Origin of the sequence: Streptomyces viridochromogenes DSM 40736, assembly GCF_000158955.1 — a bacterium.
GTDB classification, from domain to species: Bacteria; Actinomycetota; Actinomycetes; order Streptomycetales; family Streptomycetaceae; genus Streptomyces; species Streptomyces venetus.
Window position 1 is genome coordinate 6,010,750 of sequence record NZ_GG657757.1, and the last position, 15,169, is coordinate 6,025,918.

The following is a 15,169-nucleotide window of genomic DNA, read 5'->3' on the forward strand; positions in this document are numbered from 1 at the left end:
GAGAGATGGCCGGTCCAGCGTTCCGCGCCGCCGCCGTCCGGGTGCGCGTCCCCGCCACCAGCGCCAACCTCGGCCCGGGCTTCGACGCCCTCGGCCTCGCGCTGGGCTTGTACGACGACGTGGTCGTCCGGGTGGCCGACTCCGGGCTGCACATCGACATCGCGGGAGAGGGCAGCGAGACCCTCCCGCGCGACGAGCAGCACCTCCTCGTCCGTTCCCTGCGCACCGCCTTCGACCTGCTGGGCGGACAGCCCCGCGGGCTGGAGATCGTCTGCGCCAACCGCATTCCGCACGGCCGGGGCCTCGGCTCCTCCTCGGCCGCCATCTGCGCCGGAATCGTCGCCGCCCGCGCCGTGACCATAGGCGCCGAGGCCAAGCTCGACGACACCGCGCTGCTCGAGCTGGCCACGGAGATCGAGGGCCACCCGGACAACGTCGCGGCGTGTCTGCTGGGTGGCTTCACCCTGTCCTGGATGGAGGGCGGCGCGGCCCGCGCGATCAGGATGGACCCCGCCGATTCCATCGTTCCGGTGGTTTTCGTCCCCGGGAAGCCGGTACTCACCGAGACGGCGCGCGGCCTGCTCCCGCGCACCGTCCCGCACGTCGACGCTGCCGCCAACGCCGGCCGGGCCGCCCTGCTCGTCGAGGCCCTGACCCGTCGCCCCGAGCTGCTGCTGCCCGCCACCGAGGACCGCCTGCACCAGGAGTACCGCGCCCCGGCCATGCCCGAGAGCACGGCGCTCGTGGAACGGCTGCGGTCCGAGGGCGTCCCGGCGGTCATCTCCGGTGCCGGGCCGACGGTCATGGCGCTGGCCGACGCGGGCACCGCCGACAAGGTCGAGGCCCTGGCGGGCACGGGCTGGGCGGCGAACCGGCTGCACCTCGACCAGCAGGGCGCGAGCGTGCTCCCGCTCGCGACCCCCAGTGACTTCTAAAAGCACACGGTTGCCGGATTTGGAGAGGGGGAATGTTTGTTGGATCCGGTAGTGTTAACCTCAAGTCTGCACCCGACCCCACCATGGCGAGGTGCCTCGTGTCCCCGTCCGGGACAGACATTCTTCCGGGAGCTCCCCAAGCCGCACTGTGTTCCGTACGTCGGACCGTACGCCGTACACGGACACTGAGCGGGGCGCAGGGCACGCTCCGGAACCGGTGCGACCACGCCGCATGACACTGAAACCGGGTGCCACGGCATAAGGAAGCGCCATCACCAGATTCCTCCGCCGCTTAGGCGGACCACCGCCCCGGCACGGTTCACACCACACAGACCGAAGCCGGACAGCACAACCGGTCGCCGAGCCAGACAGGCCGACGTCCGCTCCAGGGAAGGACCCTTCGTGAGCGACACCACCGATCTGATGGGCGCACGTGTCGAGGACACCGCTGCCGCGCCCGCCACGGACGCCTCCGCGCCTGCCAGCGGTGCCGGCTCCCGGCGGCGCCGCGGTACCGGCCTCGAGGGCATGGTGCTGGCCGAGCTGCAGCAGGTCGCATCCGGCCTCGGCATCAAGGGCACCGCGCGCATGCGCAAGAGCCAGCTGATCGAGGTCATCAAGGAGGCGCAGGCGTCCGGCGGCGCCGCCCCGGCCGCGAAGGCCGACGCCCCCGCAGAGGCCAAGCCGAAGCGCCGCGCCACCTCCCGGGCCCGTACGGGCGACAACGCGGAGAAGGCCGACAAGAAGGCGGACGCGAAGCAGGCCTCCGAGGCCCCCGCCGAGCAGGCCGACAAGGCCGCGGCCCAGCAGCAGATCGAGATCCCCGGCCAGCCCGCTGGGGGCCCCTCCCGCGCGAGCGAAGACGATGCGCCTTCCGAGCGCCGCCGTCGCCGGGCCACCGCCGACGCCGGAGCCCCGGCCTCCGCTCCCGAGACGGTCGCCGCCGAGGCGAAGAACGAGTCCAAGGGCGAGGGGTCTGCCCAGCAGCAGTCGCAGCAGCAGTCCCAGAACAACGACGCCAAGTCCGACTCCGGCGACGGTGGCGAGGGCCGCCGCCGCGACCGCCGTGACCGTGACCGCGGCCGGGACCGCGACCGCCGGGGCAACAAGGGCGACGACCAGCAGGGCGGCCAGCGCGGCCAGCAGCAGAACCAGCAGGGCGGCGGCCGCCAGGACCGCGGCGGCCAGCAGGACGACGACGACTTCGAGGGCGGCCGTCGTGGCCGTCGCGGGCGTTACCGCGACCGCCGTGGCCGTCGTGGCCGCGACGACGTGCAGGAGCCGCAGATCGCCGAGGACGACGTCCTGATCCCCGTCGCGGGCATCCTGGACATCCTCGACAACTACGCCTTCATCCGCACGTCCGGCTACCTGCCCGGCCCGAACGACGTGTACGTCTCCCTCGCCCAGGTCCGCAAGAACGGCCTGCGCAAGGGCGACCACATCACCGGTGCGGTCCGTCAGCCCAAGGAAGGCGAGCGGCGCGAGAAGTTCAACGCGCTGGTCCGCCTGGACTCCGTCAACGGCATGGCGCCCGAACACGGCCGCGGCCGCCCGGAGTTCAACAAGCTCACCCCGCTCTACCCGCAGGACCGGCTCCGCCTGGAGACCGACCCGGGCGTGCTCACCACCCGCATCATCGACCTGGTCTCGCCGATCGGTAAGGGCCAGCGCGGTCTGATCGTGGCCCCGCCGAAGACCGGCAAGACCATGATCATGCAGGCGATCGCCAACGCGATCACGCACAACAACCCCGAGTGCCACCTGATGGTCGTCCTCGTCGACGAGCGTCCGGAAGAGGTCACCGACATGCAGCGGTCGGTGAAGGGCGAGGTCATCTCCTCGACCTTCGACCGTCCGGCCGAGGACCACACCACGGTCGCGGAGCTCGCCATCGAGCGTGCGAAGCGCCTGGTGGAGCTGGGTCACGACGTCGTCGTGCTGCTCGACTCGATCACGCGTCTGGGCCGTGCGTACAACCTCGCCGCGCCCGCCTCCGGCCGCATCCTGTCCGGTGGTGTCGACTCGACGGCGCTGTACCCGCCGAAGCGCTTCTTCGGTGCGGCGCGCAACATCGAGGACGGCGGCTCGCTGACCATCCTCGCCACCGCCCTGGTGGACACCGGGTCCCGCATGGACGAGGTGATCTTCGAGGAGTTCAAGGGCACCGGCAACATGGAGCTCAAGCTCGACCGGAAGCTCGCCGACAAGCGCATCTTCCCGGCGGTGGACGTCGACGCGTCCGGCACCCGTAAGGAAGAGATCCTGCTCGGCAACGAGGAGCTCTCCGTCGTCTGGAAGCTGCGCCGGGTGCTGCACGCGCTCGACCAGCAGCAGGCGATCGAGCTGCTCCTCGACAAGATGAAGCAGACCAAGTCGAATGTCGAGTTCCTGATGCAGATCCAGAAGACCACCCCGACGCCGGGCAACGGCGACTGAGGTAGGAATCGCACAAGAGGGCCGCCCCCGTTCGCGGGAGCGGCCCTCTTGTGCTCCAAGGACACCGGCAACCGGACCGGCGAGATGTTCGCCACAAGGAAGTCCATCGGTACCGATTTCAAGCAGTACGACGTCTTCGGCTGAAATCGCAGGTGAGCGGGGTACGCCCCCTTCGTCCGAACACACACCGTGTCCGCCGCCGCACGCGATGGGCACAGTCCGTTGTGCAACCCTTTCCCGAGTTTCCCCGTCTGACCAGGCGGAGCGACGATGGTGCCAGGGGAAGTCCCCGATCGAGAACGCTGGCACCGACCGCAGGGGGTAACAGACCGTAGACGAGCTGAGGAGCACATGTCTGCCGAGAGCACGCCGGGTCCGGGTATACCGGACGGGACCGGCACCAACGGATCGCGCCACGGCGCCAAGGGCCGACGCCGCAAGCCCCGCAAGCGTCACAAGGGCATGATGGTCATGGCCTGGACCGCGGCCGGCATCGTCGTCCTCGGCGGCGCCGGAGCGGGGTACGTGTACTTCAAGCTCAACGGCAACCTGAAGAGCGTCGACATCGACCAGGCCCTCGGCACCGACCGGCCCAAGAAGGCCGACAACGGCTCCGAGAACATCCTCGTCCTCGGCTCCGACACCCGCGCCGGCGGCAACAAGAAGATCGGCGGCGGCACCGACGACGGCAGCGCCCGCTCCGACACGGCGATGATCGTGCACATCTACAAGGGCCACAAGAAGGCCAGCGTGGTCTCCATCCCGCGCGACACCCTCATCGACCGGCCCTCCTGCACCGACACCAAGGGCAAGGAGTACCCCGCCGCGAACGGCGTGATGTTCAACTCCGCCTACTCCACGGGCGGGGCCGCCTGCGCCGTGAAGACCGTCGAGTCGATCACCGACCTGCGGATGGACCACTACCTGGAGGTCGACTTCGCCGGCTTCCAGAAGCTCATCGACGACCTCGGCGGCGTCGAGGTCACCACGACCAAGAGCATCGACGACCCCGACAGCCACCTGAAGCTGCGGGCCGGCACCCACAGACTCGACGGTGAGCAGGCCCTCGGCCTGGTCCGCACCCGCCACGGCGTCGGCGACGGCTCCGACCTCGGCCGCATCCAGCTCCAGCAGGCCTTCATCAAGGCCCTGCTGAACCAGGTCAAGGACGTCGGCGTCTTCAGCAACCCCAAGAAGCTGCTCGACCTCGCGGAGACCGCGACCAAGACGGTGACGGCCGACTCCGACCTCGGCTCGGTCAACAAGCTCGCGTCCTTCGCGGACGGGCTCAAGGGCATCAGCCCGTCCCACATGCACATGGTCACGATGCCGGTCGCCTACGACCCGGACGACCCCAACCGCGTCCTCCTCCAGAAGAAGAAGGCCCAGGAGATCTGGAACGCCCTGGAGCAGGACAAGCCGATCCCGAAGTCGGCGACGTCCGGCTCGGCCTCGGGCGAAGCCAAGGGTGTCGTGAGCGCGCCCTGAGGGCAGCGCTCCGAGGGGCGCGGGGCTCAGCCGATATGCGGCTCCGCCGCGTGGGCGCGACCAGCCACGAACGATCCGCGCCCGCCCACGGCGATCCAGTGGCGTCCGCGCCTGCGACCCGCTCCACCGGCACGCGGGGAACAAACAACGGCAACCCCCGGTTTTGGGAGTAGGCCCCAGTCCTGGCAGACTGGTACGTCGGCTCCGGTTCACGCTCCCGCATCCCGCGTCAGCGACCCGGCGCCCTCCCGAAACCTAGGAGACACCTTGAAGCGCGACATCCACCCCGAGTACGTCGAGACGCAGGTCAGCTGCACCTGCGGCGCGTCGTTCACCACGCGCAGCACCATCGAGTCCGGCACCATCCGCGCCGATGTCTGCTCCGAGTGCCACCCGTTCTACACGGGCAAGCAGAAGATCCTCGACACCGGTGGCCGTGTGGCCCGCTTCGAGGCCCGCTTCGGCAAGGCCGCCGGCTCCAAGAAGTAGCGAGCCTCAATTCGCCGGTCCACGGCCGCGCCCCCACCGAGGGCGCGCCGGGACCGGCGTTTTTGGTCGCCCGCCCTTCACCCCCGTCCGTACACAGGAGCCCAAGATGTTCGAGGCCGTCGCGGAACTCGTCGCCGAGCACGCCGACCTGGAGAAGAAGCTCGCCGACCCGTCGGTCCACGCCGACCAGGCCAACGCGCGCAAGCTGAACAAGCGTTACGCCGAGCTCACCCCGATCGTCGCCACGTACCGCTCCTGGACGCAGACGGGCGACGACATCGAGACAGCGCGCGAACTGGCGGCCGACGACCCCGACTTCGCCGCCGAGGTCAAGGACCTGGAGCAGCAGCGCGAGGAGCTCACGGAGAAGCTCCGCCTCCTGCTGGTCCCCAGGGACCCCAGCGACGACAAGGACGTCATCCTCGAGATCAAGGCGGGCGCGGGCGGCGACGAGTCCGCCCTGTTCGCCGGCGACCTGCTGCGCATGTACCTGCGCTACGCCGAGCGCGTCGGCTGGAAGACCGAGATCATCGACGCCACCGAGTCCGAGCTCGGCGGCTACAAGGACGTGCAGGTCGCGGTGAAGACCAAGGGCGGCCAGGGCGCCACCGAGCCCGGGCAGGGCGTGTGGGCGCGGCTGAAGTACGAGGGCGGTGTGCACCGCGTGCAGCGCGTCCCGGCGACGGAGTCCCAGGGCCGTATCCACACCTCCGCGGCCGGTGTCCTCGTGACGCCCGAGGCCGAGGAGATCGACGTCGAGATCAACCCCAACGACCTCCGCATCGACGTCTACCGGTCCTCCGGACCCGGCGGACAGTCCGTCAACACCACCGACTCCGCCGTGCGCATCACGCACCTCCCGACCGGAGTCGTCGCCTCCTGCCAGAACGAGAAGAGCCAGCTGCAGAACAAGGAGCAGGCACTGCGTATCCTGCGCTCCAGGCTGCTCGCAGCGGCGCAGGAGGAGGCGGAGAGGGAGGCCGCCGACGCCCGCCGCAGCCAGGTCCGCACCGTCGACCGCTCCGAGAAGATCCGCACGTACAACTTCCCGGAGAACCGCATCTCGGACCACCGCGTCGGCTTCAAGGCGTACAACCTGGACCAGGTCCTGGACGGCGACCTCGGCGCGGTGATCCAGGCCTGTGTGGACGCGGACTCGGCGGCGAAGCTGGCAGCCGCGTAGGACGCGTAAGAGACGTAGGAGTACTGAGTACCGGAGGACTCGCGTGAATCTGCTGCTCGCGGAGGTGGCCCAGGCCACCCAGCGGCTCGCCGACGCCGGCGTGCCCTCGCCGCGCACCGACGCGGAGGAGCTCGCCGCGTTCGTGCACGGCGTCAAGCGCGGCGAGCTGCACTCCGTCAGGGACTCCGACTTCGACGCCCGCTACTGGGAGGTCATCGCCCGCCGCGAGGCCCGCGAACCGCTCCAGCACATCACCGGGCGGGCCTACTTCCGGTACCTGGAACTCCAGGTCGGCCCCGGAGTGTTCGTGCCGCGTCCCGAGACCGAGTCCGTGGTCGGCTGGGCCATAGACGCGGTACGGGCCATGGACGTCGTCGAGCCGTGCATCGTCGACCTGTGCACCGGCTCCGGCGCCATCGCGCTCGCCCTCGCCCAGGAGGTGCCGCGCTCGCGCGTGCACGCGGTGGAGCTGTCCGAGGACGCCCTGCAGTGGACCCGCAAGAACGTCGAGGGGTCCAGGGTCGAGCTGCGGCAGGGCAACGCGCTGACGGCGTTCCCGGACCTCGACGGCCAGGTCGACCTGGTCATCTCCAACCCGCCGTACATCCCGCTCACCGAGTGGGAGTACGTCGCTCCCGAGGCGCGGGACTACGACCCGGACATGGCCCTGTTCTCCGGCGAGGACGGCCTCGACCTCATCCGGGGTCTGGAGCGCACCGCGCACCGGCTGCTGCGCCCCGGCGGCGTCGTGGTCGTGGAGCACGCCGACACCCAGGGCGGCCAGGTGCCGTGGATCTTCACCGAGGAGCGGGGCTGGGCCGACGCGGCCGACCACCCGGACCTCAACAACCGCCCGCGTTTCGCCACGGCCCGCAAGGCGCTGCCGTGAGCACACCGCGGTCTCAGTCTCCACAGCTTTCGCAGTCTTCATCCCAGCAGCACGTGTACGAGGAGGCCAGCTAAAGATGGCACGGCGATACGACACCAATGACGCGACCGACCGTGTGACCGGTCTGCGCGAGGCAGCGTCCGCCGTCCGCCGTGGCGAGCTGGTGGTGCTGCCGACGGACACGGTGTACGGCATCGGCGCGGACGCGTTCGCCTCGGAGGCCGTCGGCGACCTGCTGGAGGCCAAGGGCCGGGGCCGCAACATGCCCTCGCCCGTCCTCATCGGCTCCCCGAACACCCTGCACGGTCTGGTCACGGACTTCTCCGAGCTGGCCTGGGAGCTGGTGGACGCCTTCTGGCCGGGCGCGCTGACGCTGGTCGCCAAGCACCAGCCGTCCCTCCAGTGGGACCTCGGGGACACCCGTGGCACGGTCGCCGTGCGCATGCCGCTGCACCCGGTCGCCATCGAGCTGCTCACCGAGGTGGGTCCGATGGCCGTGTCGTCCGCCAACCTCACCGGCCACCCGGCTCCGGAGGACTGCGACGCCGCGCAGGAGATGCTCGGCGACTCGGTCTCCGTCTACCTGGACGGCGGTCCGACCCCCGGCAACGTCCCGTCGTCGATCGTCGACGTGACCCAGGAGGTGCCGCGGCTGCTGCGGGCGGGCGCGATCTCGGCGGACGAGCTGCGAAAGGTCGTACCCGACCTCGAGGTGGCGAATTGACGGCCCCTGGAGCGGGGCGTGGCATAGGCAACGGGGAAAGCGCGGCGGAGATCACGACGACGTTCGTGGGGCTTCCGCGTGACAGCTTCCGCATCCTCCACGTCAGCACCGGCAACGTGTGCCGCTCGCCCATCACCGAGCGGCTGACCCGCCATTTCGTGCGGGAGCGGCTCGGCATCCTGGGCGGCGGGCTGATCGTGGAGAGTGCCGGCACCTGGGGCCACGAGGGCGCGCCCATGGAGTCCCACGCGGAGACGGTCCTGGCCGACTTCGGCGCGGACGCCTCCGGCTTCACCGGGCGCGAGCTCCTCGACGAGCACGTGATCCGTGCCGACCTGGTGCTGACCGCCACCCGGGACCACCGCGCGCAGGTCATCTCGATGGGGCACTCGGCGGGCCTGCGGACCTTCACGCTGAAGGAGTTCACCCGCCTGGTGAAGGCCATCGACCCGGCGACCCTGCCGCCCCTCGAAGAGGGCGTGGTCGTACGCGCGCGGGCGCTGGTGCGTGCCGCGGCGGCTCTACGCGGGTGGCTGCTGGCACCGAACGCCGAGGCGGACGAGGTGTACGACCCGTACGGGGCGCCCCTGACGTTCTTCCGTTCCATCGGGGACGAGATACACCTGGCACTCGACCCGGTCGTCACGGCGCTCACGGGTGTCCCCGCACGGGCGTAGCGACCGAGCGCCCCGGGGGCCCCGGGCCTACATTGGACGTACGTCACCACGGCGAACCCCCAGAAATGCGCTGCCCGGAGCCCACCATGACGGTCACCCCTGCCCTCGAGGCCGACGTTCTGCGCCATCAGGACCCGGAACTCGCCGACATCCTGCTCGGGGAGCGGGAGCGGCAGTCGACGACGCTCCAGCTGATCGCCGCGGAGAACTTCACCTCGCCGGCCGTGCTGGCCGCCCTCGGCTCGGCGCTCGCCAACAAGTACGCCGAGGGCTACCCGGGAGCGCGGCACCACGGCGGCTGCGAGATCGTCGACGTCGCCGAACGCCTCGCCGTGGAGCGGGCCAGGGCGCTGTTCGGCGCCGACCACGCCAACGTCCAGGCGCACTCGGGCTCTTCGGCGGTGCTGGCCGCCTACGCCGCGCTGCTCCGCCCCGGCGACACCGTCCTCGCCCTCGGCCTGCCCTACGGCGGCCACCTCACACACGGCTCGCCCGCCAACTTCTCCGGCCGCTGGTTCGACTTCGTCGGATACGGCGTGGAGGCCGAGTCCGGGTTCATCGACCACGAGCAGGTGCGCACCCTGGCACGCACGCGGCGTCCCAAGGCGATCGTGTGCGGCTCGATCGCCTACCCCCGCCACATCGACCACGCGTTCTTCCGTGAGGTCGCCGACGAGGTGGGCGCGTATCTCATCGCGGACGCCGCGCACCCCATCGGGCTGGTCGCCGGGGGAGCGGCGCCCAACCCGGTGCCGTACGCGGACATCGTCTGTGCGACGACTCACAAGGTGCTGCGGGGACCGCGCGGCGGCATGATCCTGTGCCGCGCGGAGCTGGCCGAGCGGGTCGACCGGGCCGTGTTTCCTTTCACACAGGGCGGCGCGCAGATGCACACCATCGCCGCCAAGGCGGTGGCGTTCGGCGAGGCGGCGACACCGGCGTTCGCCGCGTACGCCCATCAGGTGGTCGCCAATGCGAGGGTTCTCGCGGCTCGGCTGGCCGCCGAGGGCCTGGTCGTCACCACCGGCGGCACGGACACCCATCTGATCACCGCCGACCCGGCACCGCTCGGCGTCGACGGCCGTGCCGCCCGGGGCCGGCTCGCCGCCGCCGGCCTGGTCCTGGACTGCTGTGCGCTGCCGCACGGCGACGGCCGGGGACTGAGGCTGGGCACGGCCGCGGTCACCACGCAGGGCATGGGCGAGGCGGAGATGGTGCGGATCGCCAAGCTGCTCACCGGGGTGCTCACGGGGGTGACCGAGACCGCGAGGGCCCGTGAAGAAGTGCGGGAGCTGGCCGGTGGATTTCCGCCGTATCCGGCCTGAGTCGGGGTAAGCGCACCAGGGTGCACAGCTACTCGTGCAACCATCGTCGCTACCCGGAAGTCCCCACACATATGCGCACCTCGCTAGGGTGTGGGGCTGATATGGCCAGCGAGATCTGTGGGGAAGCCTGTGCGTGAATACCTCCTGACGCTCTGCATCACGGCCGCGGTGACGTATCTGCTGACAGGGCCGGTACGGAAATTCGCGATCGTGGCCGGAGCGATGCCGGAGATCCGGGCGCGTGACGTGCACCGGGAACCCACTCCGCGGCTCGGCGGTATCGCGATGTTCTTCGGCCTGTGCGCGGGCCTGCTGGTCGCCGACCACCTGACCAACCTCAACCAGGTCTTCGAGACGTCGAACGAGCCCCGGGCACTGCTGTCCGGGGCGGCGCTGATCTGGCTGATCGGTGTGCTGGACGACAAGTTCGAGCTGGGTGCTTTGATCAAGCTGGGCGGCCAGATGATCGCGGCCGGCGTCATGATCCTGCAAGGCCTGACGATTCTGTGGCTCCCCGTCCCCGGCGTCGGAACGGTGTCCGTTACCCCATGGCAGGGAAACCTGCTCACCGTGGCGCTCGTGGTCATCACCATCAACGCGGTCAACTTCGTGGACGGCTTGGACGGCCTGGCGGCAGGGATGGTGTGTATCGCCGCAGCGGCGTTCTTCCTCTACACCTACCGGATCTGGTACGGCTACGGTGCTGAAGCGGCGGCCCCCGCGACTCTGTTCTCCGCGGTGCTCATGGGGATGTGCCTCGGCTTCCTGCCGCACAACATGCACCCTGCCCGGATCTTCATGGGCGACTCCGGGTCCATGCTGATCGGTTTGGTCCTCGCGGCGAGCGCTGTGTCCGTCACGGGCCAGTTGGACGTCGAGGCGCTCAATGTCAATCTCGGCGGTGACCGGGAAACGACCCACGCGATGCTTCCCGTGTTCATCCCCCTGCTGATGCCGCTGACGATCATCGCAGTGCCGGCCGCCGACCTGATCCTGGCGATCGTGCGCCGCACCTGGCGCGGCCAGTCGCCGTTCGCCGCCGACCGCGGTCATCTGCACCACCGGCTGCTGGAGATCGGCCACTCGCACAGCCGCGCGGTGCTGATCATGTACTTCTGGTCGGCGCTGATCGCCTTCGGGGCGCTCGCCTACTCGGTCAACTCGGCGTCCATGTGGATCGTGCTCGGTGTGGTGTTCCTCAGCGCGATCGGCCTGGCCCTGCTCCTGCTGCCGCGGTTCACGCCGCGCGCCCCGCGCTGGATGGAGCGCTTCGTGCCGCCGCGCTACCGGCGCGGTGAAGCGGTCGTGGCGCTGTCCCCCGAGGCCTCGACGCCGGCGTCCGCCGCCGAACAGCCGGCCGCCCTCACGCCCGAGAACCGCACGCCGGCCGTGTCCGGGGTCGCAGGAGTCAACGGGGCGAGCGCCATCGGCCCCCGTTCGCGTCTTGCGGATCGGGGTCGGGCGGGGACAAGGTAAGAATCTGACTAGAGCATTGCCAAGTCGTGGGGTTGTGATGGGGGAGCGAAGTACCCCAATACCAGACAAGTCGGCGTCGTTCATGCACAGACGCGCAGCTTCGCTCTCATGTGTGACAGCCCGCACAGTGCCAGGTAAAGACTGCATCAAATAGTTTGTGATACGGTTCACGAGAACCCCCCGGATAGAAGCCGAAGGACCGCAGTGCGACGGTCCATTGGTGTGAGGTCTCCACTCAGCCCGGGACTACGCTCGTCCATGACGACACCCCTGCCCCCTGCGAAAGCGGAGTTGCCGCCATGCCGTCCAATGACGCCCGGAACCTCTTGCAGTGCGCTGTTCCCACAGCCGCTGCCGGTGCGGTCGCGGTCGCCGTCAGCGGCGTGGTGGCCGGAGGCAAGGGAGCTGTCGGAGCCGCCGTCGGCGCTGTGCTGGCCATCCTCTTCATGGGAATCGGCCTTTTCGTTCTCCAGTGGACGGCAAAAACGCTCCCGCAGTTGTTCCAGGCCATGGGGCTGATGCTCTACATGGCTCAGCTCCTGCTGCTTCTTCTTTTCGTCGCCCTCTTCAAGGGCACCTCTCTCTTCAACCCGAAGGCGTTCGCCGCCGGGATCGTCGTCGCGACCGTCGTGTGGATGGCTGCGCAGGCTCGTGCGCACATGAAGGCCAAGCTCTTCTACATCGACCCGGACTCCGCGAAGAGTGAGAAGCCCGAGAAGACCGGGCCGCCGTCGTGACGAGTAGGGGCGCGATAAAGAGCACGGGGAACTCCTGCTATCGTCCGGTGCCAACTGCGGCATCGCGGGCGCGGGCATCTGAGCTGACGCCTGCACGAACGCGAGGCTCGATGCCCCCCAGCCGCCCTCACATCCGTAACACCAGTCCGGTGCCGATCCGCGGCTGCGCGCCGCGCCGACACAACGAGGTTGCCGTACCCATGCGTCACACCGAAGGAGCCCGCGGTGAGTGCTGACCAGACCCAGCTCGCCTTTGACTGGAGCTGTCGGATCATGTCCGACGGGTGTGGTTTTCCGGCACCGGGCCTGCACTCGTTCCTCTTCAAGCCGATCGCCACGGTTGGAGGATTCGAGTTCAACAAGGTGATGCTGCTCGCCATCATCACCTCGATCCTCGTCATCGGCTTCTTCTACGCGGCCTTCGGCAAGGCAAAGGTCGTGCCGGGCAAGCTGCAGATGGTCGGTGAGGCGGGCTACGACTTCGTCCGCCGCGGCATCGTCTACGAGACCCTCGGAAAGAAGGAGGGCGAGAAGTACGTCCCCCTGATGGTCTCGCTGTTCTTCTTCATCTGGATCATGAACATCTGGTCCGTGATCCCGCTCGCACAGTTCCCGGTCTCGTCGATCATCGCGTTCCCGGCGGTCCTGGCCGCGATCGTCTACGTGACGTGGGTCTCGCTGACCTTCAAGCGGCACGGCTTCGTCGGGTTCTTCAAGAACGTCACCGGCTACGACAAGTCGCTCGGTCCGGTGCTGCCGCTCGTGATGGTCATCGAGTTCTTCTCGAACCTGCTCGTCCGTCCGTTCACGCACGCCGTGCGACTCTTCGCCAACATGTTCGCCGGCCACCTGATGCTGGTGATGTTCACCGTCGCCTCCTGGTACCTGCTGAACAGCTGGATGATCCCGGCGGCCGGTGTCTCCTTCGTGATGACCATCGCCATGATCGGCTTCGAGCTTTTCGTGCAGGCCGTCCAGGCGTACGTCTTCGTACTCCTCGCCAGCACGTACATCCAGGGCGCTCTCGCTGAGCACCACTGAGCCGCCCCACTCCACCCCCATGTCGTCCGGTGGCCAACCCCCACCGGTCCGTTAAGAGAAGGAAGATTCAGCATGGCTGCCACTGAGACCCTCGCCGCTGTCTCCGGTTCCATCGGTTCCGTCGGTTACGGCCTCTCGGCTATCGGCCCCGGCATCGGCGTCGGCATCATCTTCGGTAACGGCACCCAGGCCCTCGCCCGTCAGCCCGAGGCCGCCGGCCTGATCCGTGCCAACCAGATCCTGGGCTTCGCCTTCTGTGAGGCGCTCGCCCTCATCGGCATCGTCATGCCGTTCGTGTTCGGTGTGAAGTAAGACTTCCCCACCGACACGTATCGACGAAAGGCACTGATGTGATCGCCAACCTGGTACAGCTGGCGGCCGAGGAAGAGCAGAACCCGCTCGTTCCTCCGGGCCCCGAGCTGCTCGTCGGCACCATCGCCTTCGCCATCGTGTTCTTCTTCTTCTGGAAGAAGCTGCTTCCGAACATCAACAAGGTTCTGGAGGAGCGCCGCGCGGCGATCGAAGGCGGTATCGAAGAGGCCGAGACCATGAAGGTCGAAGCCCAGAGCGTCCTTGAGCAGTACAAGGCACAGCTCGCCGAGGCCCGGCACGAGGCCGCGCGTCTGCGCCAGGAGGCGCAGGAGCAGGGTGCCGCGCTCATCGCCGAGATGCGGGCCGAGGGCCAGCGGCAGCGCGAGGAGATCGTCGCCGCCGGTCACGCCCAGCTCGAGGCCGACCGCAAGGCCGCCGCTTCCGCGCTGCGCCAGGACGTGGGCAAGCTCGCCACCGACCTGGCCGGCAAGCTCGTCGGCGAGTCCCTCGAGGACCACGCCCGCCAGAGCCGCGTGATCGACCGGTTCCTCGACGACCTCGAGGAGAAGGCCGAGGCAGGCCGATGAACGGAGCGAGCCGCGAGGCCCTGGCAGCTGCACGAGAGCGTCTCGACGCGCTGACGGACTCCACGTCCGTGGACGCGGCGCGGCTCGCTGACGAGCTGGCCGCCGTCACGGCGCTGCTCCACCGCGAGGTTTCGCTGCGTCGGGTTCTGACCGACCCGGCGCAGCCCGGCGAGGCGAAGGCCGAACTGGCCCAGCGCCTGCTCGGTACCAAGGTCAGCGGCCCGGCCGTCGACCTGGTGGCCGGTATGGTGCGCTCCCGCTGGTCGCAGTCGCGCGACCTGGTGGACGCGCTGGAGGAGCTGGCGAACATCGCCGACCTCACCGCCGCCCAGCAGGCGGGCAAGCTCGACGACGTCGAGGACGAGCTGTTCCGGTTCGGCCGGATCGTCTCCGGCAGCACCGAGCTGCGCGCCGCGCTGACCGACCGCAAGGCCACCCCCACGGCCAAGAGCGAGCTGCTGCGCAGCCTGCTCGGCGGCCGGGCACAGCCGGCCACCGAGCGTCTGGTGACGCGCCTTGTGACCGCGCCGCGGGGACGTAGCCTGGAGGCGGGACTGGAGTCCCTGTCCAAGCTCGCCGCCGAGCGCCGGGACCGCATGGTGGCCATCGTCACCTCGGCGGTTCCGCTGAGCGACCCGCAGAAGCAGCGCCTGGGCGCCGCCCTCGCGAAGCTCTACGGCCGCCAGATGCACCTCAACCTGGACGTGGACGCCGAGGTCCTCGGCGGAGTCCGGGTGCAGGTCGGCGACGAGGTCATCAACGGCTCCCTCGCGGACCGGCTGGAGGACGCGAGCCGCCGCCTGGCGAGCTGAGCAGCAACTCAATAGGCAACACGTACTTACGACGGCCCTGGTTGGGCCGTGCAGA

15 protein-coding genes are annotated in these 15,169 nt (G+C 69.4%); all 15 read left to right on the top strand.

Going from position 1 to position 15,169, the window contains the following annotated elements; translation table 11 throughout:
• The first annotated feature begins 5 nt into the window (after positions 1 to 5).
• Positions 6 to 935 (top strand): homoserine kinase, encoded by a 930-nt coding sequence (gene thrB, locus SSQG_RS26615; protein WP_003992972.1) that lies wholly within the window; start codon positions 6 to 8, stop codon positions 933 to 935.
• 402 nt (positions 936 to 1,337) lie between these two features.
• Positions 1,338 to 3,374: a transcription termination factor Rho gene (rho, locus tag SSQG_RS26620; protein ID WP_003992973.1), complete on the top strand. Its 2,037-nt coding sequence runs from the start codon at positions 1,338 to 1,340 to the stop codon at positions 3,372 to 3,374.
• A 351-nt stretch (positions 3,375 to 3,725) separates the two neighbouring features.
• Positions 3,726 to 4,862, top strand: a complete 1,137-nt coding sequence (locus tag SSQG_RS26625) for an LCP family protein (protein WP_003992974.1) — start codon at positions 3,726 to 3,728, stop codon at positions 4,860 to 4,862.
• Positions 4,863 to 5,129: 267 nt separating this feature from the next.
• Positions 5,130 to 5,351 carry a 50S ribosomal protein L31 gene (rpmE, locus tag SSQG_RS26630; protein ID WP_003992975.1) on the top strand — a complete coding sequence of 74 codons (222 nt, stop codon included), beginning with the start codon at positions 5,130 to 5,132 and terminating at the stop codon, positions 5,349 to 5,351.
• 106 nt (positions 5,352 to 5,457) lie between these two features.
• On the top strand, positions 5,458 to 6,534 hold the full coding sequence (gene prfA, locus SSQG_RS26635) for a peptide chain release factor 1 (RefSeq protein ID WP_003992976.1): 1,077 nt from the start codon (positions 5,458 to 5,460) through the stop codon (positions 6,532 to 6,534).
• A 43-nt stretch (positions 6,535 to 6,577) separates the two neighbouring features.
• Positions 6,578 to 7,423, top strand: a complete 846-nt coding sequence (prmC, locus tag SSQG_RS26640; protein WP_003992977.1) for a peptide chain release factor N(5)-glutamine methyltransferase — start codon at positions 6,578 to 6,580, stop codon at positions 7,421 to 7,423.
• Between the two features lie 76 nt (positions 7,424 to 7,499).
• The gene (locus tag SSQG_RS26645; RefSeq protein ID WP_003992978.1) at positions 7,500 to 8,147 is read left to right on the top strand and encodes an L-threonylcarbamoyladenylate synthase; all 648 of its coding nucleotides are present in this window, start codon (positions 7,500 to 7,502) and stop codon (positions 8,145 to 8,147) included.
• Entirely contained in the window at positions 8,144 to 8,824 is a 681-nt protein-coding gene (locus SSQG_RS26650) for a low molecular weight phosphatase family protein (RefSeq protein WP_003992979.1), read from the top strand. The genes SSQG_RS26645 and SSQG_RS26650 overlap by 4 nt, the downstream gene beginning before the upstream one ends.
• A gap of 86 nt (positions 8,825 to 8,910) precedes the next feature.
• Positions 8,911 to 10,149 (top strand): serine hydroxymethyltransferase, encoded by a 1,239-nt coding sequence (glyA, locus tag SSQG_RS26655; protein WP_039933666.1) that lies wholly within the window; start codon positions 8,911 to 8,913, stop codon positions 10,147 to 10,149.
• A gap of 129 nt (positions 10,150 to 10,278) precedes the next feature.
• Positions 10,279 to 11,625, top strand: coding sequence for an MraY family glycosyltransferase (locus SSQG_RS26660; protein ID WP_039933667.1), 1,347 nt, complete (start codon positions 10,279 to 10,281; stop codon positions 11,623 to 11,625).
• Between the two features lie 299 nt (positions 11,626 to 11,924).
• Entirely contained in the window at positions 11,925 to 12,362 is a 438-nt protein-coding gene (locus SSQG_RS26665; RefSeq protein WP_003992982.1) for a hypothetical protein, read from the top strand.
• 273 nt (positions 12,363 to 12,635) lie between these two features.
• Positions 12,636 to 13,403 carry a F0F1 ATP synthase subunit A gene (gene atpB / locus SSQG_RS26670; RefSeq protein WP_039933668.1) on the top strand — a complete coding sequence of 256 codons (768 nt, stop codon included), beginning with the start codon at positions 12,636 to 12,638 and terminating at the stop codon, positions 13,401 to 13,403.
• Between the two features lie 72 nt (positions 13,404 to 13,475).
• Positions 13,476 to 13,715, top strand: coding sequence for an ATP synthase subunit C (locus tag SSQG_RS26675; protein ID WP_003992984.1), 240 nt, complete (start codon positions 13,476 to 13,478; stop codon positions 13,713 to 13,715).
• 38 nt (positions 13,716 to 13,753) lie between these two features.
• Complete coding sequence (locus SSQG_RS26680; protein WP_003992985.1) at positions 13,754 to 14,302, top strand: F0F1 ATP synthase subunit B; 549 nt, start codon at positions 13,754 to 13,756, stop codon at positions 14,300 to 14,302.
• Positions 14,299 to 15,114: a F0F1 ATP synthase subunit delta gene (locus SSQG_RS26685; protein WP_003992986.1), complete on the top strand. Its 816-nt coding sequence runs from the start codon at positions 14,299 to 14,301 to the stop codon at positions 15,112 to 15,114. Before SSQG_RS26680 ends, SSQG_RS26685 begins: the two co-directional genes overlap by 4 nt.
• The last annotated feature ends 55 nt before the right edge of the window (positions 15,115 to 15,169 follow it).

What these genes read in the sequence shown, in the direction of transcription:
- thrB (WP_003992972.1), top strand. Translation starts at nt 6, where the DNA reads ATGGCCGGTCCAGCGTTCCGCGCCGCCGCCGTCCGGGTGCGCGTCCCC.
- SSQG_RS26625 (WP_003992974.1), top strand. Translation starts at nt 3,726, where the DNA reads ATGTCTGCCGAGAGCACGCCGGGTCCGGGTATACCGGACGGGACCGGC.
- prfA (WP_003992976.1), top strand. Translation starts at nt 5,458, where the DNA reads ATGTTCGAGGCCGTCGCGGAACTCGTCGCCGAGCACGCCGACCTGGAG.
- SSQG_RS26645 (WP_003992978.1), top strand. Translation starts at nt 7,500, where the DNA reads ATGGCACGGCGATACGACACCAATGACGCGACCGACCGTGTGACCGGT.
- glyA (WP_039933666.1), top strand. Translation starts at nt 8,911, where the DNA reads ATGACGGTCACCCCTGCCCTCGAGGCCGACGTTCTGCGCCATCAGGAC.
- SSQG_RS26665 (WP_003992982.1), top strand. Translation starts at nt 11,925, where the DNA reads ATGCCGTCCAATGACGCCCGGAACCTCTTGCAGTGCGCTGTTCCCACA.
- atpB (WP_039933668.1), top strand. Translation starts at nt 12,636, where the DNA reads ATGTCCGACGGGTGTGGTTTTCCGGCACCGGGCCTGCACTCGTTCCTC.
- SSQG_RS26675 (WP_003992984.1), top strand. Translation starts at nt 13,476, where the DNA reads ATGGCTGCCACTGAGACCCTCGCCGCTGTCTCCGGTTCCATCGGTTCC.
- SSQG_RS26685 (WP_003992986.1), top strand. Translation starts at nt 14,299, where the DNA reads ATGAACGGAGCGAGCCGCGAGGCCCTGGCAGCTGCACGAGAGCGTCTC.